Below are 21,352 nucleotides of genomic sequence, written 5' to 3'. Positions count from 1 at the left end.
TCTCCGCGCGGGGCGTGTTGTGGCCGAGTTCAACCAACGTGACTGGCGGGGGGCGGGGCGGGGTAGGACCGAGAGAATGTTCAGTGGCGGCGGCGGTGCAGGGCGATGGCCGCGGCCGCGCCGCCCGCCAGCGCGCCGACGCCCGCGGCGGCCGGGATGCCGACCTTCGCGGCCTTGCGGCCGGTGCGGTAGTCCCGCAGGCGCCAGTCCCGTTCGCGGGCGTGCTTGCGCAGCTTGGCGTCGGGATTGATCGCGTACGGATGCCCGACGAGCGAGAGCATCGGGATGTCGTTGTGCGAATCGCTGTACGCGGCGCAGCGGCCGAGGTCCAGGCCCTCGGCGGCGGCCAGGGCGCGGACGGCCTCGGCCTTCGCGGGGCCGTGCAGGGGTTCGCCGACGAGCTTGCCGGTGTAGACGCCGCCGATGGACTCGGCGACGGTGCCGAGTGCGCCGGTCAGGCCGAGGCGGCGGGCGATGACCGTGGCGATCTCCACCGGGGCCGCGGTGACGAGCCAGACCTTCTGGCCCGCGTCGAGGTGGGCCTGGGCGAGGGCGCGGGTGCCCGGCCAGATGCGCTCGGCCATGTACTCGTCGTAGATCTCCTCGCCGATGGTCATCAGCTCGGCGACGCGGTGGCCCTTGACGATGGACAGGGCGCTGTCGCGGGCGTCCTGCATGTGCTCGGGGTCCTCGACGCCGGCGAGCCTGAACCACGCCTGCTGCCAGGCGAATCGGACCAGTTCCTGACGCTCGAAGAACTTCCGCTTGTACAGGCCGCGGCCGAAGTGGAAGATCGCGGCGCCCTGCATCACGGTGTTGTCGAGGTCGAAGAAGGCGGCGGCCTTGTCGTCGCCGACGACCGGGAACTCCGGTTCCTTCGGCTCCTCGTCGGGCGCGGCCTGCGCCGCGAGCGCGTCGAGTTCCTCCAGCTCCTGGGAGGATTTGCGCGCTGCCTCAGCCGAGGCCTCGCCTGCCAACACGCTCCGCGCCGTGGCGGAGCGCCTACGGGGGGTGAGCCATCCGAGAGCGGCCATGACGCGAGCATAGCTAGTTCGTTCGGTAGTTCCGGAGTCGGCAGGATTCGACCCTGTGAACTCTCCGCTACCGAGCCGTTAAACGGCGCTCTCCGGAGGCGTCCGCCGGGCGCGTCGGCGGGGCGAGAATGGGAGGCATGAGCCCGATTTTCCGTCGTACGCAGAAGAAGAGGCCCGAGGACCGCACGGTCACCTTGATCGGGAAGCCCGGCTGTCATCTGTGTGATGACGCACAGGCGGTGATCGAGAAGGTCTGCGGCGAGACGGGGGCCGCATGGGAGAAGAAGGACATCACGCAGGACGAAGAACTGCGTCGCGCCTACTGGGAGCAGATTCCGGTGGTCCTCGTGGACGGCGAGCAGCACACCTTCTGGCGCGTGGACGAAGGCCGGCTCCGGCGGGAACTCGCGGGGTAGGCCGGATCTGTACTGACCGACCAGTCCAAAGTTCGCGCGAAGTCGTTTACGCTTTGGGGCGGTTTTGGTCTCGGGGGCGATGATCGTGAGGAGTGTGTACGGTTTTGCCCCCTTCAGGTGAGCAACGACGCTCCCCGTGCGCTGGTTCCACGATTGCGCGCCGGGGGCGCGTGACCCCGGTCACGTTGGCCGGGCAAATCGGACACCATCTTTGTGCACGCGTTCACAAAGACATAGCCTGCATTCGACGGGGCGGTCTGGGGACGAGTGACCGCCTGCAGCCCCGCTCTACCCGCAGGAGCACCGTGGCAACTGGCCGAACTCACCGACCGGCGACCCGCAGCCGAGGGATTCCCGAGGCCACCGTCGCCAGGCTTCCGCTGTACCTCCGAGCCCTCACCGCGCTGTCGGAGCGCTCGGTGCCCACGGTCTCCTCCGAGGAGCTCGCGGCCGCCGCAGGGGTCAACTCCGCGAAGCTGCGCAAGGACTTCTCGTATCTCGGTTCGTACGGGACGCGTGGCGTCGGGTACGACGTCGAGTATCTCGTGTACCAGATCTCCCGCGAACTCGGCCTGACCCAGGACTGGCCGGTTGTGATCGTCGGTATCGGTAACCTCGGGGCCGCGCTTGCCAATTACGGCGGGTTCGCCTCGCGTGGTTTCCGTGTCGCGGCGCTGATCGACGCCGATCCGGCAATGGCCGGAAAGCCCGTCGCCGGGATGCCCGTGCAGCACACCGACGACCTCGAGAAGATCATCGAGGACAACGGAGTGTCGATCGGTGTCATCGCGACCCCGGCCGGCGCCGCCCAGCAGGTCTGCGAGCGGCTCGTCGCCGCCGGTGTGACCTCCATCCTGAACTTCGCGCCGACCGTCCTGTCCGTGCCGGACGGTGTCGACGTACGCAAGGTCGACCTCTCCATCGAGCTGCAGATCCTCGCCTTCCACGAGCAGCGCAAGGCTGGTGAGGACGCCGCCCCCGAGGGCGCCGTGCCGACCGCGCCGGGCAAGCAGCAGCGGAAGGGACCCGACGGGGACGTCCCCGCCGTGATGCCGGCATGAGTCTCCTGGTCGTCGGGCTGAGTCACCGCAGCGCTCCGGTGAGCGTCCTGGAGCGGGCCGCGCTGTCCGCGGACGCGCAGGCCAAGCTCCTGCAGGACACCCTCGCCGCCGAGCCCGCCACCGAGGCGGCCGTGCTCGCCACCTGCAACCGCATCGAGCTCTACGCCGACGTGGACAAGTTCCACGCGGGCGTCGCCGAGCTGTCCACGCTGCTCGCGCAGCACAGCGGCGTCGGCCTGGAGGAGCTCACCCCTTATCTGTACGTCCACTACGAGGACCGTGCCGTCCACCACCTCTTCTCGGTGGCGTGCGGGCTCGACTCGATGGTCGTCGGCGAGGGGCAGATCCTCGGGCAGATCAAGGACGCCCTGGCGCGCTCGCAGGACCTGCACACCGCGGGCAAGCTCCTCAACGACCTCTTCCAGCAGGCCCTTCGGGTCGGCAAGCGCGCGCACTCCGAGACCGGCATCGACCGGGCCGGGCAGTCGCTCGTGACCTTCGGCCTCGAACAGCTCGCCGCGCGCGGGCCGGTGGACGCCTGGGCCAAGGGCAAGCGCGCCCTGGTGATCGGCGCGGGCTCCATGTCCTCGCTCGCCGCGGCCACGCTCGCGCGGGCCGGCGTCGAGGAAGTCGTCGTCGCCAACCGCACGTTGGAGCGCGCGCACCGCCTCGCCGAGATCCTGACGGAGTCGGGCACCGGGGTGACCGCGCGTGCCGTTCCCATGGACGACGTCGCGGACGAACTGACACGTGCCGACGTGGCCATCTCTTGCACCGGGGCGACCGGGCTCGTCCTGACCGCGGACGCCGTCGCTGCGGCCGTCGCGGACCGGCTGCCCGCCGTGGCCCGGCGCACCGGCGACGTACCGGCGCAGGCCACGGGCGGCTCGGCGGACCAGGCCGTGCGCCCGGCCGCAGGGAACGCCGCGGGCAGCGACGACGGCTGCCCGGTGGACCTCTCCGACGTCGCCGCGGCCCGCGGCTTCTCCGTCGCCGGTGAAGCGGCCGTCGCGGGGATGGACGCCGCGACCCTGGAACAGCACGCCGCCTGGGTGGACAACGCCCCGGCCGAGCGCAGGGCCGCCGACCCGCAGGCCGACGCCGATGCCATCGCCGCGCTGGTGGCGGCCGCGAGCGTCACCGGGCGGCTGCCCGAGCGGCGCGGCCCCCTGCCGTCGTCGGCCGCCGCGGCCCGTCCGGCCGTGCTCGCGCTGCTCGACCTCGCCATGCCCCGCGACATCGACGCCGCGGTCCACCGCCTCGAAGGGGTGCGGCTCGTCGACATCGAGTCGCTCGCCGAGGCCTCCGCGGACGCCCCGATGGCCGATGACGTGGAGAAGGTGCGCGGCATCGTCTCCGACGAGGTCGCCGCCTTCGGTGCCGCGCAGCGTGCCGCGCACATCACGCCGACCGTGGTCGCCCTGCGCACCATGGCCGCCGATGTGGTGGCCGGTGAGATGGCACGGCTCGAAGGACGACTGCCGGGTCTCGAGGACAAGCAACGCGCGGAGATCACGCAGACCGTGCGCCGTGTGGTGGACAAGCTGCTGCACGCGCCGACGGTGCGGGTCAAGCAGCTGGCGGGCGAACCCGGCGGCGCCGGGTACGCGGACGCGCTGCGCACGCTCTTCGACCTCGACCCGCAGACGGTCGCGGCGGTCAGCAGGGCCGACCACATGAACAACGAGAACGACGACCCGAATCGAGGCCGGGCATGAACGAGAAGGCCCTGAGGCTCGGGACCAGGCGCAGCAAGCTGGCCATGGCCCAGTCCGGCCAAGTGGCCGAAGCGGTACAGCAGTTGACGGGACGCCCCGTCGAACTCGTGGAGATCACGACGTACGGCGACACCTCGCGCGAGCACCTCGCGCAGATCGGTGGCACCGGCGTCTTCGTCGCCGCCCTGCGCGAGGCCCTGGCCCGCGACGAGGTCGACTTCGCCGTCCACTCCCTCAAGGACCTGCCCACCGCGCAGCCCGACGAGCTCACGCTCGCCGCGGTGCCGGTGCGCGAGGACCCGCGGGACGTGCTGGTGGCCCGCGACGGGCTGACCTTCCCCGAGCTGCCCAAGGGCGCCCGGGTGGGCACGGGTTCGCCGCGCCGCATGGCGCAGCTGAACGCCTACGCGCGCAGCCACGGCATGACCATCGAGACCGTGCCGATCCGCGGGAACGTAGACACCCGCATCGGATACGTGCACAAGGGGGAGCTCGACGCCGTCGTGCTCGCCGCCGCCGGACTCAACCGCGTCGGCAGGATCGACGCGGTGACCGACTTCCTGTCGGTCGACACCGTTCTGCCCGCCCCCGGCCAGGGGGCACTGGCGATCGAGTGTGCCGCGCACAACGCGTCACTCGCCGCCGCGCTCGCCGAGCTCGACGACCCGTACACCCGGGCCGCCGTGACCGCCGAGCGGTCCCTGCTCGCCGCCCTGGAAGCCGGTTGCAGCGCGCCTGTTGGCGCACTGGCCGACTTGCTGGCCGACGGGCAGATTGTCAAGGAAATGCGCCTGCGCGGCGTCGTCGGTACGACCGACGGCTCGACGCTGGTGCAGCTGTCCACCACCGGTCCCGTGCCCGAGACGGAGACCCAAGCCATGGCGCTGGGCCGCGAACTCGCGGCCGAGATGCTCGCCAAGGGCGCGGCCGGTCTGATGGGGGAGCGAGCACTTTGAGCCCCACCTCGAACCTTCCCGGCCTTCCCGCACACGGGCACGTCACCTTCCTCGGTGCCGGTCCCGGAGATCCGGGACTGCTGACCCTGCGCGCCGTCGAGGCGCTGGCCCGAGCGGATGTGCTGATCGCCGAGCCGGAAGTACTCGACGTCGTCCGCGTGCATGCCAGGGGAGGTGTGGACACACCGCAGCCGGCGGCAGCTGACGAGACGTCAGCGACCGTTGAGGCGCCTGCGTTGCGGGCCGCTGCCAATCTTGTCATGGAGGCCGCGAGGGGCGGCAGGCGGGTCGTGCGCGCGGTGAGCGGCGACCCGGGCCTCGACACGGACGCGGCCGGCGAGATGCTCGCCTGCGCCGCCGAGGGCATCCCCTTCGAGGTCGTGCCCGGCATCGCGGCCGCCGTCGGCGTGCCCGCGTACGCCGGTGTGCCGCTGCGGGACGCCCAGGGCACCGACGTCCGCTTCGTCGACGCCCGTACCGCGTCGGACCGTTGCTGGAGCGAGGTCGGCGCGTCCGACGGGACCGTCGTGGTCTCGACGGCGCTCGACTCCGTCGCGGCGGCCGCCGGTGAGCTGGTGGCCGCGGGCCGCAAGCCGGACACCCCGATGACCGTCACCGTCGGCGGTACGACGACGCGCCAGCGCACCTGGACCGCCACGCTCGGCACCATCGCGCAGGTCCTCAAGCAGGCGAAGGCGCTGCCCTCGCCGGAGGGCGGCCGGCCCGTCATAGCCGTGGTCGGCGAGCGCTCCGCCGCCGCCCAGCGCGACCAGCTGTCGTGGTTCGAGTCGAAGCCGCTCTTCGGGTGGCGCGTGCTCGTACCGCGTACGAAGGAGCAGGCGGCCTCGCTCTCCGACCAGCTGCGGTCCTACGGCGCCGTGCCGCACGAGGTCCCGACCATCGCGGTCGAGCCGCCGCGCACGCCCCAGCAGATGGAGCGCGCGGTCAAGGGGCTCGTGACGGGTCGCTACGAGTGGATCGCCTTCACCAGCGTGAACGCCGTCAAGGCCGTGCGCGAGAAGTTCGAGGAGTACGGGCTCGACGCGCGTGCCTTCGCCGGGATCAAGGTCGCCGCCGTCGGCGAGCAGACCGCCGCCGCGCTGGTGGCCTTCGGTGTGAAGCCGGATCTGGTGCCCAGCGGGGAGCAGTCCGCCGCCGGGCTGTTGGAGGACTGGCCGCCGTACGACCCCGTCTTCGACCCGATCGACCGTGTCTTCCTGCCGCGGGCCGACATCGCCACGGAGACGCTGGTCGCGGGGCTCATCGACCTGGGCTGGGAGGTCGACGACGTCACGGCCTACCGGACCGTGCGTGCGTCGCCGCCGCCGGCCGAGACGCGGGAGGCGATCAAGGGGGGCGGTTTCGACGCCGTTCTCTTCACCTCGTCCTCGACCGTGCGGAACCTCGTCGGCATCGCGGGCAAGCCGCACAACGTGACCGTGATCGCGTGTATCGGCCCCGCCACGGCCAAGACCGCGGAGGAGCACGGGCTTCGGGTGGACGTGATGGCTCCGGAGCCGTCGGTGCACAAGCTGGCGGAGGCGTTGGCGGAGTTCGGCGCGGCGAGGCGTGCGGCGGCTCTTGAGGCGGGGGACCCTGTGACGCGGCCCAGCGAGCGGCGGCCGGGGTCTCGTCGGCGGCGTACTGCTCCGTAGGTATTTTGCGGGTGGGCGCCTCTCTCAGGTGCCCACCCGTTCCTCCCCCAGAGCCTTGAGGGCCTGGGGGGACCCCCTGCGGAACGCCTGCCCACAACTGGGGCGGGAGCGAGCGAACTCAGCGTGAGGTGAGAGTCAGTGACTCAGTACGGATCCTTCCCCGGAGCGCGGCCGCGGCGGCTGCGGACCACTCCTGCCATGCGGCGCATGGTCGCCGAGACGCGACTGCATCCGGCGGATCTGATCCTGCCCGCCTTCGTGCGCGAGGGGATCAGTGCCCCGGTGGAGATCGGGGCGATGCCCGGTGTCTTCCAGCACACCCGCGACACCCTGAAGAAGGCCGCCGTCGAGGCGCTGGAGGCCGGGGTCTCCGGGATCATGCTCTTCGGTGTGCCGGAGGAGTCCAAGAAGGACGCCGTGGGTACGCCGGGCACCGACCCGGACGGGATCCTGCAGGTCGCCATCCGTGACGTGCGCGCCGAGGTCGGCGACGACCTCATCGTCATGTCGGACCTGTGTCTCGACGAGACCACCGACCACGGCCACTGCGGTGTGCTCGACGCCGAGGGCCGGGTCGACAACGACGCCACCCTGGAGCGGTACGCGGAGATGGCGCAGGTCCAGGCCGACGCGGGCGCCCACGTGGTGGGCCCGAGCGGCATGATGGACGGTCAGGTCGGCGTCGTCCGCGACGCGTTGGACCAGGTCGGCCACGAGGACGTGTCGATCCTCGCCTACACCGCCAAGTACTCGTCGGCCTTTTACGGCCCCTTCCGCGAGGCCGTCGGGTCGTCCCTCAAGGGCGACCGCAAGACCTACCAGCAGGACCCCGCCAACACTCGTGAGTCCCTGCGGGAGTTGGCGCTGGACCTGGAGGAGGGCGCCGACATGGTGATGGTCAAGCCCGCGGGTCCCTACCTCGACATCCTGGCCCGCGTCGCCGACGCGGTGGACGTGCCGGTGGCCGCGTACCAGATCAGCGGCGAGTACGCGATGATCGAGGCCGCCGCCGAGCGGGGCTGGATCGACCGGGACAGGGCGATCCTGGAGTCCCTGACGGGCATCAAGCGCGCGGGCGCGAACATGATCCTCACGTACTGGGCGACCGAGGTCGCGCGCGGGCTCTAGCGTCCGGGATCTTGGGGCGGACAGCTCTTGACCTCAACTTCGGTCGAGGTCGGAGAGTGGTGTGCACAGACGCCGAGTCTTTCCAGGAATCCCAGGAGGACGTCATGCACGCCGTGGTTCTGCACGAGTTCGGACCCGCCGAGAATCTGCGCTACGAGACCCTGCCCGACCCCGTCGCGGGGCCGGGGCAGGTGCGGATCGCCGTACGGGCGGCGGGAGTTCACTTCGTCGAGACCGTCATGCGCCGCGGCGAAGCGAGCGACATGGCGCCGCCGCTGCCCGAGCTGCCCGCCGTCTTCGGCGGCGAGGTGGCGGGCACGGTGGACGCCGTCGGGCCCGGCGTCGACCCCGCCTGGCTCGGCAGGGCCGTCGTGACCTCGCACGGCTCGCCCGGCGGGTACGCCGAGCTGGCGGTCGCCGAGGCCGAGGGCCTGCACGAGGTGCCGGACGGCCTGGACTTCGAGTCCGCGGTCGCCATGGTGGTCACCGGCGCGACGGCCGTGGGGCTGCTCGGGACCGCCCGACTGAGCCTGGACGACGTGGTGTTGGTGACCTCGGCCGCCGGGGGTGTCGGGCGGCTCGTCGTGCAGTACGCGCACGCGCTTGGCGCCACGGTCGTCGGTGCCGCGGGCGGGCCCGCGAAGGCCGAGGCCGTCCGCGCGCTCGGCGCCGACGTCGCCGTCGACTACAACCGCCCCGGCTGGCAGGACGAGGTGCGCGAGGCGCTCGGCGGGCGGCCCGTGACCGCCGTCCTGGACGGGGTCGGGGGCGAAAAGGCCGCAGCCGCCTTCGAGTTGATCGGGGACGGCGGGCGGTACGTTGTCATCGGCTGGTCCTCGCAGGAGGCCTTCGAGCCGGACGAGAAGGTCCTTGCCGAGCGGAACATCTCGTACGTCAATGCCCTGTTGGAGCTGATCGGCCACCGCGAGGAGGGGCCCGCCCACGAGCGCGCGGCTCTGGAGGCCGCGGGCAAGGGGGAGTTGGTCCCGGACGTGCAGACTTTCCCGCTGGAGCGGGCGGCCGAGGCGCACGCCGCTATGGAGCGGCGGGAGACGACGGGGAAGGTGGTGCTGGTTCCGTAGCCGTGGGTGTGGTGTGCCGCTGGTTCGGGGGCGGTTGGGCGGCAAGTGGCTTCCTGCGTCGCGGGGGTGCGGTCAGGACGCCCAGGGACGCGATGACCAGAGCGATGCCCGACCAGCCGAGGGCGGGCAGGTGTTCGCCGACCACCGCGACCGCGAAGACGGCGGCCACCGCGGGTTCCAGGAGCGACAGGGTGGTCGCCGTGCTCACGGGGATGCGGGCCAGGCCGAAGCCGAAGAGCACGTACCCGGCGAACATCGGCACCAGCGCCATGTAGAGCCCGACGCCCGCGTTCGTCCAGGAGGCGAGCAACGGGGCGCCCGTGCAGAGCAGTACGGGTACGAGCATCAGCCCGCCGAGGCCGAACACCGAGCCCATGGCCGCGCGCGGGGCGACGCCCCGGGTGATCAGGCGGTGCGCGGCCCAGGCGTACACGGCGTACGTGAGGCCCGCGACCAGGCCGAGCCCGACGCCCGCGACGGTCCGCCAGGCGGATCCGGAAGACGCCGCACCGTTCCCGGATCCGCCCTGCGCGGCCTCGGCCGCGCACAGCAGCACCGTGCCCGCCAGACCGAGCGCGGCGCCTGCGGCCCACCGCCGGGAGAGCCGTCGCCGGTCCACGATCCGTTCGATCAGGGCCGACGCGGGCGGGGCCGAGCCGAGGGAGACGACGGTGCCGACCGCGACTCCCGCGAGGTGCATGGAGGTGTAAAAGGCCAGCGGGTACAGCGCCACGCCCACGCCGCCGACCAGCACGGTCGGCCACTGGGCCCGCAGCCGGGGCCGCTCCCGCACGATGCGGCGCCCCGCGAGGAGGGCCTGCAGCAGTCCGCCGATGCCCATGGCCGCGGCGCCGACGGCCAGGGGGCCCACGTCCGGCGCGAAGGTCGCCGCGGTTCCGGTGGTACCCCACAGGACGGAGGCGAGGAGGACGGCGGCGGCGCCGATGCCGTATCCGTGCTGCCGGGTGGCGTGCTGTCCGGTGGGGGCCGTCTGCCCGGTCATCGATCGTCGACCAGGCCGTCGACCAGGCGTGCCGCCAGGTCGCGGGCGTGCCGCATGCGCTCGCCGTCGCCTTCGAGACCGGCCCGCACGATGGCCCCTTCGAGGAGGAAGGCGAGGTGTTCGGCGGCGGCCTCCGCCTCCCGTTCGGTGAGCAGTTCTTGCAGATGGGCGACGAGCAGCCCTTCGACCTCCTCCTTGTGGCGGCGGACCACCGCCCGCCCCTCGTGCCCGTTCGGCAGTTCGGCGGCGGCGTTGAGGAGTCCGCAGCCGCGGAACCCGTGTTCGTAGGCGTGGTCGGCGTGATCCGCGTACGCCTCGAAGACGGCGAGGATCCCGTCCCGGGGGCTCCGCGCGTCGGTCAGGCGCCGCCGGTAGAGGCCGAGCCACTCCTCGTGGCGTGCCTGGAGGTAGGCGCGGACGAGGTCGTTCTTGGAGGCGAAGTTGTTGTACAGGCTCATCTTCGCCACGCCGGCCTCGGCGGTGATGGTGTCGATGCCCGTGGCCGCGACGCCGTCGGCGTAGAAGCGGCGGGCGGCGGCGTCGAGGATGCGCCCTCGCGCGGCACCTCTGCGGCGCGGCTTCGCGGGCTTGTCTTCGGTGTTCGGCACGCGTACCCCTTCTCCAATTAGGTAGACCAGTCTACCTAAAGTGAAGAGGGGGAGGGGAAGGAGGGCGTGTGCCGGGCCTCAGTCCTTCTTGAGCAGCAGCGTCAGGCGCGAGAAGCCGTCCTCGCCGTGGCCCTGCTCGACCGCGCGGTCCAGGAGGTCCTGGAGCGGGGCGAACAGGTCGGTGCGCAGGCCCTGCGCTTCGTACGCGCTGGTGAAGTTCGGGAACGCCGCCTTGTTCATGGCGAGGTTCGAGACGTCTGTGAGGTGCTGCCCGGTGGCCAGGCCCTCCGCCGCGCCGGCGATGTTCCCGTGCGCCATCGCGACCACCCACTCCGTCAGGAGTGGCGCGAACTCGAGGGGTGGGATGCCCTCGCTGCCGATCAGGGCGAAGGCCTGGGCGACGCCCATCGCCGTGCCGTACATGCCGGTGAGCAGCGACAGGTCGTACAGGGCGGCGAGGCCCGGGTCCTTGCCGACCCACTTGGTGTCGGCGAGTGCGGCCAGGGTCGGGCGGTGGGCCTCGAAGGCCGCTTCGTCGGTGCCGCTGTAGAGGATGTACGCGGCGGGGGTGGCGATCATCTGCGGGACGGCCATGATGCCGCCGTCGATGTACGTGATGCCGTGCGCCGCGGCCCAGTCCGCCAACTCCCTTGCCTGGCCGGGCGTTCCGTTCGTGAGGTTCACGACGGTGCGGCCCGCGAGGGCCTCGGCCTCGGGCTCCAGGAGGCTGCGGACGCTGTCGTTGGTCGTGAGGCAGACGATGACCAACTCGTTCGCGGTGATGGCCTCCCGCGCGGTGTCGGCGGGGGTGGCGCCCTGGGCGACGAGCGGGCCGGTCTTGGACCGCGTGCGGTTCCACACGGTGGTCGGGTGCCCCGCCTTGATCAGGGCGGAGGCGAGTGCGGTGCCCATCAGGCCGAGGCCGAGGACGGAGGCGGGTGCGGTGGTGCTGGCCACGGGGGCTCCTTCGAGGGCGTTCCGTTGGGGTACGCGTTTGATCCTCGTAGGGCACTGTGGGTCCGACAAGTACCGACTTTTTTGTGCGGTACTCACCAAAAGGTGGGTGAGCGGGCGACCTTGGCTCCGTGTTCCTGTCCCCGTCCCCGGCCTCGGTCGGGCGGACTCCGGTCACCAGCTCAGGGCGTCCTCCCGTGTCTGCTGCCAGTAGGTGGTCGACGCCGCGCTGTCCACGTACACGCCGCCCGCCGGGAGCGCGGGCGACACCTCCGAGCCGACGCTGCCGTTCATCGCGCGGTTGGAGAAGAGGACGCCGAGGCGTTCGGCGGTGTAGCCGTCCTGTCCGCTGCCGTCGGCCGCCGAGGTGGTGATGCCCGCGTACGCGGACTGGCCGGGCTCCAGGGTGACGACCGACTGCGGCACGGAGTCGCGGTTGACGGCGACCGGGGCCTGGGCGTCGTCGAAGCGAAGGAAGGGGGCGTTGTAGGCGAAGCAGGGCTTGGTGCCGGTGTTCGTGGCGGTGACCAGGAGGTGGTTGACCGGGCGGGAGACCTTGGTGACCTTCACCTTGGTGTTGGTGGAGCTGCAGGTGACCGGGGCGGCAGCCTTGGCCGAGGTTGCCTCCGCGGTCCCGGTGGCCTTGGCCGATCGGGCCGACTTGGCTGCCCTGTCGTCCGCGGTGAGCCGCTTGGCCGCGGCCTGCCCGGCCGTGTTCTGCTGGTCGATCGATGAGGCCACGAGCGTTGCCGCGCCCTCGTCGCGGGTGCCCAAGCCGTCTGAACAGGCCGTCAAGGAAAGGGCGCCGAGCGCGACCGCCGCGGCGGCGCCGGTACGGATGGCGAGAGCGGTGCGAGAGCGGTTGTGGGACATGGCTGATCCTTCGTGGCTCGTGCCGGAAGCGGCGTGCTTGGATGGCCACAGCCTGTGTGGTGGATCGTCCCGGCCGCCACAAGGGACGGGGAGTTGGGGACGGTGGAACGTTCGCACCGGCTCTGACCTGGGGGAATTCCTGCTCCCTGGAACGCGTGACTGGAATGGGGAGGACCGAGATGTCATCGCTCGCGGAGCTGCTGCGGGAGCTCAAGGAGCGGTCCGGGCTCAGCTATGGAGTGCTGGCCAAGAGGCTTCACATGAGTACGTCGACGCTGCACCGGTACTGCAACGGGGATGCGGTGCCGACGGAGTTCGCGCCGATCGAGCGGCTGGCCCGGCTGTGCAAGGCGACGCCGGAGGAGCTCGTCGAGGTCCACCGGCGGTGGATCCTGGCGGACGCGGCGCGGGGCAGGAAGGCGGAACCGGAGCCGCAGACACAGGCGGAGCCGGAGCCGGAGCCGGAACCGGAACCGGAACCGCAGGCACGGGTAGTTCCTGTGCCCGAGCCCGAGCCCGAGCCCGAGGCACAGGCACAGGCACAGCCCGGCCCGGAATCGGACCAGTTGGTGGTCCTCTCGAAGCAGACCCCCTCGCGCAGGAAGCGGACGCTGGTCCTCGCGGCCGCCGTCGCCGCGGTCGTCGGGCTCGGCTCCGTGGCCCTCGCCATGAACGGCGGCGGGGACGGGAACAAGCGGGACACAGGTGCGGCCTCCTCGCCGGACACCGCTGACTCGCCCGACGCCTCCTCCGGCAAGGACAAGGCCAAGGACGACAGCAAGGGCAAGGACGGCGACAAGGACAAGGCCGAGGACAAGAAGAAGGACGGCTCCTCCGCATCGCCTTCCGGGAAGGGCAGCCCTTCCCCCGGCGCCTCCCACGGCAACGGCAAGGGCCCCGCGTCCGCGGGCGAATCCGACGAGGGACACGAGGTGCCGCTGACGGCGCGCACCAGGCCGTACGCGTACGACGACCCCTGCCTCCAGGACTTCCTGGTGAACCGCAAGGCCGAACAGGTCCCGCAACAGCCCGCGCCGCAGGACGCGTCCAGCTGGGTCGGCGACCTCGGTGCCGTCCCAGCCGGCGTCCAGTGGATCGAGGTCACCGTGCAGGGCATGGGCAAGGAGACCGTCGTACTGCAGGACATGGACGTCCGCGTGCAGAGCACCAGCGCGCCGCTGGCCTGGAACAACTTCCAGATGGCGACCGGCTGCGGCGGCACGGTGAACACCAAGTCCTTCTCCGTCGACCTCGACGATGCGGCGCCGCGGGCCACGCCCAAGGCCGGGCAGCGCGACTTCCCGTACAAGGTCAGCGAGAACGACCCCGAGGTCTTCTACATCATGGCCAACACCGATCTGCACGACGTGCGGTGGTACTTGGAGCTGGAGTGGTCCAGCGGCAAGCGGCACAACGTGCTTCGCGTGGACGACCAGGGCAAGCCGTTCCGCACCAGCGGGAAGAAGGGACGCCCCACCTACGGTTGGCCGCCCGGCGCCGACAAGTGGCAGAGGCAGCTGCAGGACGGCTGAGCCCAGGGACGTGGGTGGGCGGTCCGAACTTCCGTACGTGGGTGGGCAGTTCGAACTCCGGGTCGCGGGCGGGCGGTCCGCTGTCGGTTCGCCCGCGTCCGCATCCCGGAATGGCGTGTGGGGGTCCCACCCGGGTGCTTAGGGTGCGGGAACAGCCGTCCGAGCCGAAGGAGCCGTCGCCGTGACCGTCACAGAGCCCTCCCGCACCGCAGCCCCCACGCCGCCGCTCGCCGCGCGCGCCGCAGCGGTCGGGGGCTCCCCGGTACGGGACATCCTCGCGGTCACCGCGCGCCCCGAGGTCATCAACTTCGCGGGCGGACTGCCCGCCCCCGGCCTCTTCGACGGCGAGGGTGTGGCGGCCGCCTTCCATGCCGTGCTCACCGAGACGCCCGAGCGCGCCCTGCAGTACTCGACGACCGAGGGCGAGCCCGCGCTGCGCGCCGCCATAGCCGGGCGCACCGACGTGCGGGGCCTCGCGACCGACGCCGACGACGTGCTCGTCACCACCGGATCCCAGCAGGCGCTCTCGCTGCTCGCGACCGCGCTGATCGAGCCGGGCGACACGGTCCTCGTCGAGAACCCCTGTTATCTGGCGGCACTTCAGGCCTTCGGCTTCGCGGGCGCGCGCGTCGTGCCCGTGCCCTGCGACGCGTCCGGCATCGACCCGGCCGCCCTCGACGAACTCGTCGCCCTGCACGCCCCCAAGCTGCTCTACACCGTCCCCACCTTCCAGAACCCGACGGGACGCACCCTGCCCGCCGACCGCCGCGCGGCCATCGCCGGGATCGCCGAACGGCGCGGCCTGTGGATCGTCGAGGACGACCCGTACGGCGAGCTGCGCTTCGAGGGCGAGCGCGTGCCGTGGATCGCCACGTACCCCGGGGCCGAGGACAGGACCGTCCTGCTCGGCAGCTTCTCCAAGGTCATGGCGCCGGGCCTGCGCCTCGGCTGGCTGCGCGCCCCCGCCGCTCTGCTGCGCGCCTGCGCCGTCGCCAAGCAGGCCGCCGACCTGCACACGCCGACCGTCAACCAGCTCGCCGCGGCACGGTACTTGGCGGACAACGACCTGGACGCGCACGTCGCCCGGGTCGCGGGCGTCTACCGCGAGCGGCGCGACGCCATGCTCGCGGAGCTCGCGGACTCCCTTCCGGACGGGGCGAGTTGGATCCGGCCCGAGGGTGGCATGTTCGTCTGGGCGCGGCTGCCCGAGGGGTACGACACGACGGAGCTGCTGCGGACGGTGATCACGCACAACGTGGCGTACGTTCCCGGAGCGCCGTTCTTCGCCGGGGAACCGGACCGGGCGACCTTGCGGATGTGCTTCGTCACTCAGTCTCCCGATGAGATCGCCGAGGGGCTGCGCAGGCTCGGGGCGGGTCTTCGGGGCCGGTAGCGGTCGGCCCAACTCCTTTTCTCCGGTGGGCTGTCAGACCCTCGTCCTAAGGTGATCTCTGTCCTCAAGGACTTCAAGGAGGGGATTTCCATGACGAGTTCCACCCCGCCCACCAAGAGACGGCAGCGGGTCCGGCGCGCTCTGGTCGGCCTCGCGGCCGCCGCCGGCCTGTTCGCCGCCGCCGTACCCGCGCAAGCCGCGGCCGGTGACCCGGTCGCCACCACCTCGTACGCGTACACGAGCGCCGCCGGTGACTACATCGGCCAGGGCAAGTCCGCGACGTACAAGGCTCCCACCGACACGATCAAGCTCAGCGGCACCGCCGAGTTCCTGAACGTCGAGGTGTCCACCCCGGACATCTCCTGGTCCATCGACCTCGCCGCGCCCCGCGGCGAGAAGCTGCACCCCGGGGTCTACCGCAACGCCGAGCGCGCCGCGTTCCGCACGGGCCGCGCGCCCGGCCTCGACGTCGGCGGCGACGGCCGCGGCTGCAACGAGGTGTACGGCCAGTTCTCCGTCAACCAGATCGAGACGGACGACTCCGGCAACGTGACGCTGCTCGACGCCACCTTCACGCAGAACTGCGAGGGCGCCACCGCGGCGCTCAAGGGCACCGTCAAGTACAAGGCGTACCCACTCTCCTACCGCTACGCCAGCGATGCCGGTGACTACATCGGCCAGGGCAAGACCAACAGCTACACCGGCTCGACCAGCACCTTCGAGGCGTACGGCTCCGCCTCCTTCCTCCGCTACAGCGTCTCGGGCAAGCGCGACGACTGGTCCGTCGTCCTCGCCGCGCCCGAGGGCCAGAAGCTGGAGATCGGCAAGACCTATCAGGCCAGCAGGTCCGGTGAGGGCGGCCTCGGCCAGCTCGACGCGGGCGGCAACGCGCGCGGCTGCAACACCACCGAGGGCGAGTTCAAGGTGACCAAGCTCGCCCTGGACGCCTCCGGCGCGCCGAAGGCCTTCGCGGCGACGTTCACCCAGCACTGCGAGGGCGCGACTCCGGCGCTGCGGGGCACCATCCACTACTACGCCTGACATGACGATGGCCCGCCCCCAACGAGGGGGCGGGCCATCGCCGTACGACTGAGAGAGCCGTCGGAGCCGTCGGAGCCGTCAGAGCCGCTCAGGCGTCCGGATGCCGAGCAGCGCCATGCCCTGGTGCAGCGTCCGCGCCGTGACGTCGCACAGGAACAGGCGGTTCTCGACCTGGTCCGGGGTCTCCGCCTTCAGGACCGGGCACTTGTCGTAGAACGACGTGTACAGCGAGGCCAGTTGGTAGAGGTAGGCGGCCAGCTTGTGGGGGGCGTACTCCGCGGCTGCCTCCGCGACCGTGTCGCCGAACGCGTCCAGGTGGAGGCCCAACGAGCGCTCCGCCGGGGCGAGTTCGAGCTCCGGGTGCGGGACGGGTCCGGTCTCGCCGGCCTTGCGCAGGATCGACTGGATACGGGCGTACGCATACTGGAGGTAGACCGACGTGTCGCCGTTCAGCGAGACCATCTGGTCCAGGTCGAACTTGTAGTCGCGGTTGGCGGACGTGGAGAGGTCCGCGTACTTCACCGCGCCGATGCCGACCTGGGCGCCCCGCTCCTGGATCTCCTCCTCGGTGAGGTCCCGTGCCTTCTCGCGCACCACCTCGGCGGCGCGCTGCGCAGCCTCGTCGAGCAGGTCCTCCAGGCGGACGGTCTCGCCCTCACGGGTCTTGAACGGCTTGCCGTCCGCGCCGAGCACCGTGCCGTAGCCCATGTTGTGGGCCTTGACCTGGTCGTTCAGCCAGCCCATGCGGCGGGCCGTCTCGAAGACCATCTTGAAGTGCAGCGACTGGCGCACGTCCACGACGTACAGCAGGGTCGTCGCGTGCAGGCCGAAGACGCGGTCGCGGATCGCGGAGAGGTCGGACGCCGCGTACCCGAACCCGCCGTCCGCCTTCTGCACGATCAGCGGGACCGGCTGGTCGTCCTTGCCCTTGATGTCGTCGAAGAAGACGACGAGGGCGCCCTCGGAGCGGACCGCGACGCCGGACTCCTCCAGGAGCCGGGCCGTCTCGGCCATCATGTCGTTGTACGCGGACTCGCCGACGATCTCGTCGTCCCGGATCTCCATGTCGAGCTTCTCGAAGACCGAGTAGAAGTAGACCTTCGACTCGTCCACGAACCGCTGCCAGAGGTCCAGGGTCTCCTTGTCGCCGGACTGCAGGGCCACGACCCGCTTGCGGGCCCGCTCCTTGAAGTCCTCGTCCGCGTCGAAGACGGCGCGCGAGGCCTTGTAGACGCGGTTGAGGTTGCTCATCGCCTGCTCGCCGTCGACGTCGGCGGCCGGGGCGAGCTCGTCCGGGTGCTCGATCAGATACTGGATGAGCATGCCGAACTGGGTGCCCCAGTCGCCGATGTGGTGGCGGCCGATCGTCTTCTCACCCGTGAAGTCCAGGAGGTGGCGCAGGGCGTCACCGATCACGGCGGACCGCAGATGGCCGACGTGCATCTCCTTCGCCACGTTCGGCTGGGCGTAGTCGATGACGGTGGTGCCCGCGTCCGGGTTCAGCGGGACGCCGAGCCGGTCGCCGTCGGCGGCGCGGGCCGCGAGCGTCTCGGTGATCGCCTTGTCGGTGACCGTCACGTTCAGGAAGCCGGGGCCGGAGACCTCGACGTCCGCGAGCAGGTCGCCGTTCTCGATCCGCTCCACGACCTGCGTCGCGAGCTCCCGCGGATTCGCCTTCTCCTTCTTGGCCAGCGCCAGGATCCCGTTGGCCTGGAAGTCGGCCCGGTCGCTGCGTCGCAGCAGCGGGTCCGCGGCGCCGGCCGCCGGGAGGGCAGCCGTGAGGGCGTCCGCGAGGCGCTGATGGACGGAGGCGGTGAGGGACGTGACCGGGGCCATGAGCTTCCGTTCTGGTAAATGGCGTGCAGGAACGTGCGTACCGAGTGTCCCATGGGGAGGGACACCGGTTCGCCCGGATAAAAGCAACCCCGGAGCGGGTCCTTCCGTCTGGGACAATGGCTGACGCCAGATTCCGAGAACCCGAGGAAACAAGAGGACGTGCCGATCGTGGCAGCTCAGAGCACTGATACCACCGACTGGGTCTCCCGCTACGCGGACGAGGTCATCGCCGAGTCGGAGCGTCGTGCCCCGGGCAAACCGGTCGTCGTCGCCTCCGGTCTCTCGCCCTCCGGGCCGATCCACCTCGGCAACCTCCGCGAGGTCATGACCCCGCACCTGGTCGCCGACGAGATCCGCCGCCGCGGGTACGAGGTCAGGCACCTGATCTCCTGGGACGACTACGACCGCTACCGCAAGGTCCCGGCAGGCGTCCCCGGCATCGACGAGTCCTGGGCCGAGCACATCGGCAAGCCGCTGACCTCCGTCCCGGCCCCGGCCGGCTCCGCGTACCCGAACTGGGCCGAGCACTTCAAGGCCGCGATGACCGCGTCCCTGGACGAGCTCGGCGTGGAGTACGACGGGATCAGCCAGACCGAGCAGTACACCTCGGGCGTCTACCGCGAGCAGATCCTGCACGCGATGAAGCACCGCGGTGACATCGACGCCATCCTCGACCAGTACCGCACCAAGAAGGACCCCTCGAAGGGCCCCGCCAAGGGCAAGCAGCAGCAGAAGCCCGTCGACGAGGCCGAGCTGGAGGCAGCGGAGGGCTCCGGCGCGGCCGCCGAGGACGACGGCAGCGGCGGCACCGGCGGCTACTTCCCGTACAAGCCCTACTGCGGCCGGTGCGAGAAGGACCTGACCACCGTCGTCTCGTACGACGACGAGACCACCGAGCTCGTCTACACCTGCACGGCCGAGGGCTGCGGCTTCGGCGAGACCGTCCGGCTCAGCGAGTTCAACCGCGGCAAGCTGGTCTGGAAGGTCGACTGGCCCATGCGCTGGGCGTACGAGGGCGTGATCTTCGAGCCGTCCGGTGTGGACCACTCATCGCCCGGTTCCTCCTTCGTGGTCGGCGGCCAGATCGTCCGCCAGATCTTCGACGGCGTGCAGCCCATCGGCCCCATGTACGCCTTCGTGGGCATCTCCGGCATGGCCAAGATGTCGTCCTCCAAGGGCGGCGTGCCGACCCCGGCCGACGCCCTGAAGATCATGGAGGCGCCGCTGCTCCGCTGGCTGTACGCGCGCCGCAAGCCCAACCAGTCCTTCAAGATCGCCTTCGACCAGGAGATCCAGCGGCTCTACGACGAGTGGGACAAGCTGGAGGCCAAGGTCGCCGACGGCTCGGTGCTGCCCGCCGACGCCGCCGCGCACACCCGCGCGGTGCGCACCGCCGCCGGTGAGCTGCCGCGCACCCCGCGGCCGCTGCCGTACCGCACGCTGGCCTCCGTCGCCGACATCACCGCCGGCGCCGAGGACCAGACGCTGCGGATCCTGGGCGACCTCGACCCGTCGGCGCCGCTCGCCTCCCTCGACGAGGTCAGGCCCCGTCTGGACCGCGCCGAGAACTGGATCACCACGCAGGTCCCGGCCGACGCGCGCACGATCGTCCGTGCCGAGCCGGACACCGAGCTCCTGTCCTCCCTGGACGACGAGGGCCGCGAGTCGCTCCGCCTCCTCCTGGAGGGCCTGGACTCGCACTGGTCCCTGGACGGCCTGACCCACCTCGTCTACGGCGTCCCGAAGGTGCGGGCCGGATTCTCGGCCGACGCCACGGCCAAGGAGCTGCCGCCGGAGATCAAGGTCGCCCAGCGCTCGTTCTTCGCGCTCCTGTACCGCCTCCTGGTCACCCGGGAGACCGGACCGCGCCTGCCCACGCTGCTGCTCGCGGTGGGTGCCGACCGGGTCAGGAAGCTGCTGGGCGCTTAGGGCCCGGCCGGTCGAGGCCGGCTGCATCCTTCGGACTACCCACGATCTCCGCCGGGGGCAGGACGCTTCGGCGCCTGCCCCCGGCGATCGTGGAGGCATGAAGGAAATCATCGCCATCGCCGGATGGGTCGTCGGGATCCAGGGAGCGCTCGGCTTCGCCGGCCGTGTCTGGGGCGACAACCCCTGGGGACTCCTGCACAAGTGGTGGGACATCCCCACGCCGCTCTACGCCGTGCTCTTCGTGATCGGCGCCGCGCTCGCCCTCTACGGAGAGACGACGAAGAAGCGGCAGAAGGTACGGGGCTGACGCGCGCCCCGCTCGAACAGGCGGGCGCGGGATCACCAACAGGTGATCCCGCGCCCGGGTGTTCCGAGGAACGCGCTCTAGCGCACCGTGACGTTGAAGACCGGCGACAGCGTGGCGCCGCTCTGCACGCGGAGCTCGTTCTTGCCCTTCAGGCCGAGCTTGACGCGCAGGGAGTACGCGCCGGACTTGTTGACGGTCGTGCTCGCGGGCAGCGTCTTCCACGTGCCGCGCTGCTTCTGCTGCAGGCTCACCTTGCTGCCGGCCTTGATGCCCGTCGCCTTGCCGCTGACGCGCAGCTCCTGCCAGGCCTTCACGGAGGTCGCGGACGGCTTGGCGGTCAGCGCGGCCTTCACCTTCGCGGTGGGGCTGTTCTTCTGGGTACCGAGCAGCTTGCCGGTCTTGACGTCCCAGATCGCGTACGGGGTGCCACCGCCCTGCGTCTTGCTGTACAGGCGCTTGCCGTCGGCGCTCAGGTGCACGTATATGCCGTTGTCGATGGTCTGGCCCGGCTTGATGACCTTGCCGTTGTAGGACGGCTGGCCGCCCTTGACGGTGATGGTGACACCGGCGCCGATGTCGATCTTCGTGACGTTCGCGGCCTTCGCGGCGGCCGGCTGCACGGCGGCGGGGCGCTCGGGGGCGGGCGCGCTGGCCAGGGCCGCCGCGGCGGGAGCCAGCAGGGCCGTACCGGCGATGACCGAGATGGTGGCGGTACGCAGGGCGCTGCGGCGGTGAGTGATGGTGCGCATGACGGCGGTGTTCCCCTTCACGATGCGGTGGTGTGCCCCCGCGCGGCACGGACCCACTGGTCTGGTGGATCCGCGCG

At 71.3% G+C, this 21,352-nt stretch carries 19 protein-coding genes; 12 read left to right on the top strand and 7 right to left on the bottom strand.

Annotated features, from left to right (window positions below):
* Positions 1-80: 80 nt before the first annotated feature.
* Positions 81-1,034 carry an HAD-IB family hydrolase gene (locus tag AB0B50_RS40725; RefSeq protein WP_362341813.1) on the bottom strand — a complete coding sequence of 318 codons (954 nt, stop codon included), beginning with the start codon at positions 1,032-1,034 and terminating at the stop codon, positions 81-83.
* Positions 1,035-1,171: 137 nt separating this feature from the next.
* Here AB0B50_RS40725 and AB0B50_RS40720 point away from each other — a divergent pair, with 137 nt between their 5' ends.
* The 7 genes from AB0B50_RS40720 to AB0B50_RS40690 all read left to right on the top strand — a co-directional run bounded on the left by AB0B50_RS40720 (position 1,172) and on the right by AB0B50_RS40690 (position 9,050).
* A complete protein-coding gene (locus tag AB0B50_RS40720; protein WP_362341810.1) occupies positions 1,172-1,450 on the top strand; it encodes a glutaredoxin family protein in 279 nt (92 codons plus the stop codon).
* A 305-nt stretch (positions 1,451-1,755) separates the two neighbouring features.
* Positions 1,756-2,511, top strand: a complete 756-nt coding sequence (locus AB0B50_RS40715) for a redox-sensing transcriptional repressor Rex (RefSeq protein WP_362341807.1) — start codon at positions 1,756-1,758, stop codon at positions 2,509-2,511.
* Complete coding sequence (locus tag AB0B50_RS40710) at positions 2,508-4,229, top strand: glutamyl-tRNA reductase (RefSeq protein WP_362341804.1); 1,722 nt, start codon at positions 2,508-2,510, stop codon at positions 4,227-4,229. Before AB0B50_RS40715 ends, AB0B50_RS40710 begins: the two co-directional genes overlap by 4 nt.
* Positions 4,226-5,185 carry a hydroxymethylbilane synthase gene (gene hemC / locus AB0B50_RS40705; RefSeq protein ID WP_362341801.1) on the top strand — a complete coding sequence of 320 codons (960 nt, stop codon included), beginning with the start codon at positions 4,226-4,228 and terminating at the stop codon, positions 5,183-5,185. Before AB0B50_RS40710 ends, hemC begins: the two co-directional genes overlap by 4 nt.
* Positions 5,182-6,840 carry a uroporphyrinogen-III synthase gene (locus AB0B50_RS40700; RefSeq protein ID WP_362341799.1) on the top strand — a complete coding sequence of 553 codons (1,659 nt, stop codon included), beginning with the start codon at positions 5,182-5,184 and terminating at the stop codon, positions 6,838-6,840. Before hemC ends, AB0B50_RS40700 begins: the two co-directional genes overlap by 4 nt.
* Positions 6,841-6,978: 138 nt before the next feature.
* Entirely contained in the window at positions 6,979-7,968 is a 990-nt protein-coding gene (hemB, locus tag AB0B50_RS40695) for a porphobilinogen synthase (RefSeq protein WP_362341797.1), read from the top strand.
* Positions 7,969-8,072: 104 nt separating this feature from the next.
* A complete protein-coding gene (locus AB0B50_RS40690) occupies positions 8,073-9,050 on the top strand; it encodes a zinc-binding dehydrogenase (protein ID WP_362341794.1) in 978 nt (325 codons plus the stop codon).
* On the opposite strand, the gene AB0B50_RS40685 is transcribed toward AB0B50_RS40690, so the two are convergent.
* From AB0B50_RS40685 to AB0B50_RS40670, 4 genes are all read right to left on the bottom strand, one after another.
* Positions 9,004-10,053, bottom strand: coding sequence for a DMT family transporter (locus AB0B50_RS40685; protein WP_362341792.1), 1,050 nt, complete (start codon positions 10,051-10,053; stop codon positions 9,004-9,006). The genes AB0B50_RS40690 and AB0B50_RS40685 overlap by 47 nt on opposite strands.
* On the bottom strand, positions 10,050-10,661 hold the full coding sequence (locus AB0B50_RS40680; protein ID WP_362341789.1) for a TetR/AcrR family transcriptional regulator: 612 nt from the start codon (positions 10,659-10,661) through the stop codon (positions 10,050-10,052). The genes AB0B50_RS40685 and AB0B50_RS40680 overlap by 4 nt, the downstream gene beginning before the upstream one ends.
* Positions 10,662-10,739: 78 nt before the next feature.
* Positions 10,740-11,618, bottom strand: coding sequence for an NAD(P)-binding domain-containing protein (locus AB0B50_RS40675; protein ID WP_362341786.1), 879 nt, complete (start codon positions 11,616-11,618; stop codon positions 10,740-10,742).
* Between the two features lie 171 nt (positions 11,619-11,789).
* Positions 11,790-12,488 (bottom strand): DUF4232 domain-containing protein, encoded by a 699-nt coding sequence (locus AB0B50_RS40670; protein ID WP_362341783.1) that lies wholly within the window; start codon positions 12,486-12,488, stop codon positions 11,790-11,792.
* A 179-nt stretch (positions 12,489-12,667) separates the two neighbouring features.
* Here AB0B50_RS40670 and AB0B50_RS40665 point away from each other — a divergent pair, with 179 nt between their 5' ends.
* From AB0B50_RS40665 to AB0B50_RS40655, 3 genes are all read left to right on the top strand, one after another.
* On the top strand, positions 12,668-14,020 hold the full coding sequence (locus AB0B50_RS40665; RefSeq protein ID WP_362341781.1) for a helix-turn-helix transcriptional regulator: 1,353 nt from the start codon (positions 12,668-12,670) through the stop codon (positions 14,018-14,020).
* Between the two features lie 181 nt (positions 14,021-14,201).
* Complete coding sequence (locus AB0B50_RS40660; protein ID WP_362341778.1) at positions 14,202-15,413, top strand: PLP-dependent aminotransferase family protein; 1,212 nt, start codon at positions 14,202-14,204, stop codon at positions 15,411-15,413.
* Between the two features lie 90 nt (positions 15,414-15,503).
* Entirely contained in the window at positions 15,504-16,454 is a 951-nt protein-coding gene (locus tag AB0B50_RS40655) for a hypothetical protein (protein WP_362341775.1), read from the top strand.
* Between the two features lie 78 nt (positions 16,455-16,532).
* On the opposite strand, the gene argS is transcribed toward AB0B50_RS40655, so the two are convergent.
* Positions 16,533-18,290 carry an arginine--tRNA ligase gene (gene argS / locus AB0B50_RS40650; RefSeq protein WP_362341772.1) on the bottom strand — a complete coding sequence of 586 codons (1,758 nt, stop codon included), beginning with the start codon at positions 18,288-18,290 and terminating at the stop codon, positions 16,533-16,535.
* Positions 18,291-18,449: 159 nt separating this feature from the next.
* On the opposite strand from argS, the gene lysS reads away from it, so the two are divergent.
* Complete coding sequence (lysS, locus tag AB0B50_RS40645; protein ID WP_362341769.1) at positions 18,450-20,219, top strand: lysine--tRNA ligase; 1,770 nt, start codon at positions 18,450-18,452, stop codon at positions 20,217-20,219.
* A gap of 97 nt (positions 20,220-20,316) precedes the next feature.
* Positions 20,317-20,526 (top strand): hypothetical protein, encoded by a 210-nt coding sequence (locus AB0B50_RS40640; RefSeq protein WP_362341766.1) that lies wholly within the window; start codon positions 20,317-20,319, stop codon positions 20,524-20,526.
* Between the two features lie 77 nt (positions 20,527-20,603).
* Here the strand turns inward: AB0B50_RS40640 and AB0B50_RS40635 are convergent, their stop codons facing one another.
* Positions 20,604-21,275 carry a hypothetical protein gene (locus AB0B50_RS40635; protein ID WP_362341763.1) on the bottom strand — a complete coding sequence of 224 codons (672 nt, stop codon included), beginning with the start codon at positions 21,273-21,275 and terminating at the stop codon, positions 20,604-20,606.
* Positions 21,276-21,352: the final 77 nt, after the last annotated feature.

This window comes from Streptomyces sp. NPDC041068 (genome assembly GCF_040647455.1).
In the GTDB taxonomy this organism is placed as follows: Bacteria; Actinomycetota; Actinomycetes; order Streptomycetales; family Streptomycetaceae; genus Streptomyces.
The sequence above is the reverse complement of the archived record's forward strand: the minus strand, read 5'-3'. Positions and strand labels throughout refer to the sequence as shown.

Excerpts from the sequence above, each read along its gene's own strand:
- AB0B50_RS40690 (WP_362341794.1), top strand. The coding sequence starts at position 8,073 with ATGCACGCCGTGGTTCTGCACGAGTTCGGACCCGCCGAGAATCTGCGC.
- AB0B50_RS40710 (WP_362341804.1), top strand. The coding sequence starts at position 2,508 with ATGAGTCTCCTGGTCGTCGGGCTGAGTCACCGCAGCGCTCCGGTGAGC.
- AB0B50_RS40640 (WP_362341766.1), top strand. The coding sequence starts at position 20,317 with ATGAAGGAAATCATCGCCATCGCCGGATGGGTCGTCGGGATCCAGGGA.
- AB0B50_RS40725 (WP_362341813.1), bottom strand. The coding sequence starts at position 1,034 with ATGGCCGCTCTCGGATGGCTCACCCCCCGTAGGCGCTCCGCCACGGCG.
- AB0B50_RS40720 (WP_362341810.1), top strand. The coding sequence starts at position 1,172 with ATGAGCCCGATTTTCCGTCGTACGCAGAAGAAGAGGCCCGAGGACCGC.
- AB0B50_RS40655 (WP_362341775.1), top strand. The coding sequence starts at position 15,504 with ATGACGAGTTCCACCCCGCCCACCAAGAGACGGCAGCGGGTCCGGCGC.
- AB0B50_RS40685 (WP_362341792.1), bottom strand. The coding sequence starts at position 10,053 with ATGACCGGGCAGACGGCCCCCACCGGACAGCACGCCACCCGGCAGCAC.
- AB0B50_RS40665 (WP_362341781.1), top strand. The coding sequence starts at position 12,668 with ATGTCATCGCTCGCGGAGCTGCTGCGGGAGCTCAAGGAGCGGTCCGGG.
- hemC (WP_362341801.1), top strand. The coding sequence starts at position 4,226 with ATGAACGAGAAGGCCCTGAGGCTCGGGACCAGGCGCAGCAAGCTGGCC.
- argS (WP_362341772.1), bottom strand. The coding sequence starts at position 18,290 with ATGGCCCCGGTCACGTCCCTCACCGCCTCCGTCCATCAGCGCCTCGCG.
- AB0B50_RS40670 (WP_362341783.1), bottom strand. The coding sequence starts at position 12,488 with ATGTCCCACAACCGCTCTCGCACCGCTCTCGCCATCCGTACCGGCGCC.
- AB0B50_RS40635 (WP_362341763.1), bottom strand. The coding sequence starts at position 21,275 with ATGCGCACCATCACTCACCGCCGCAGCGCCCTGCGTACCGCCACCATC.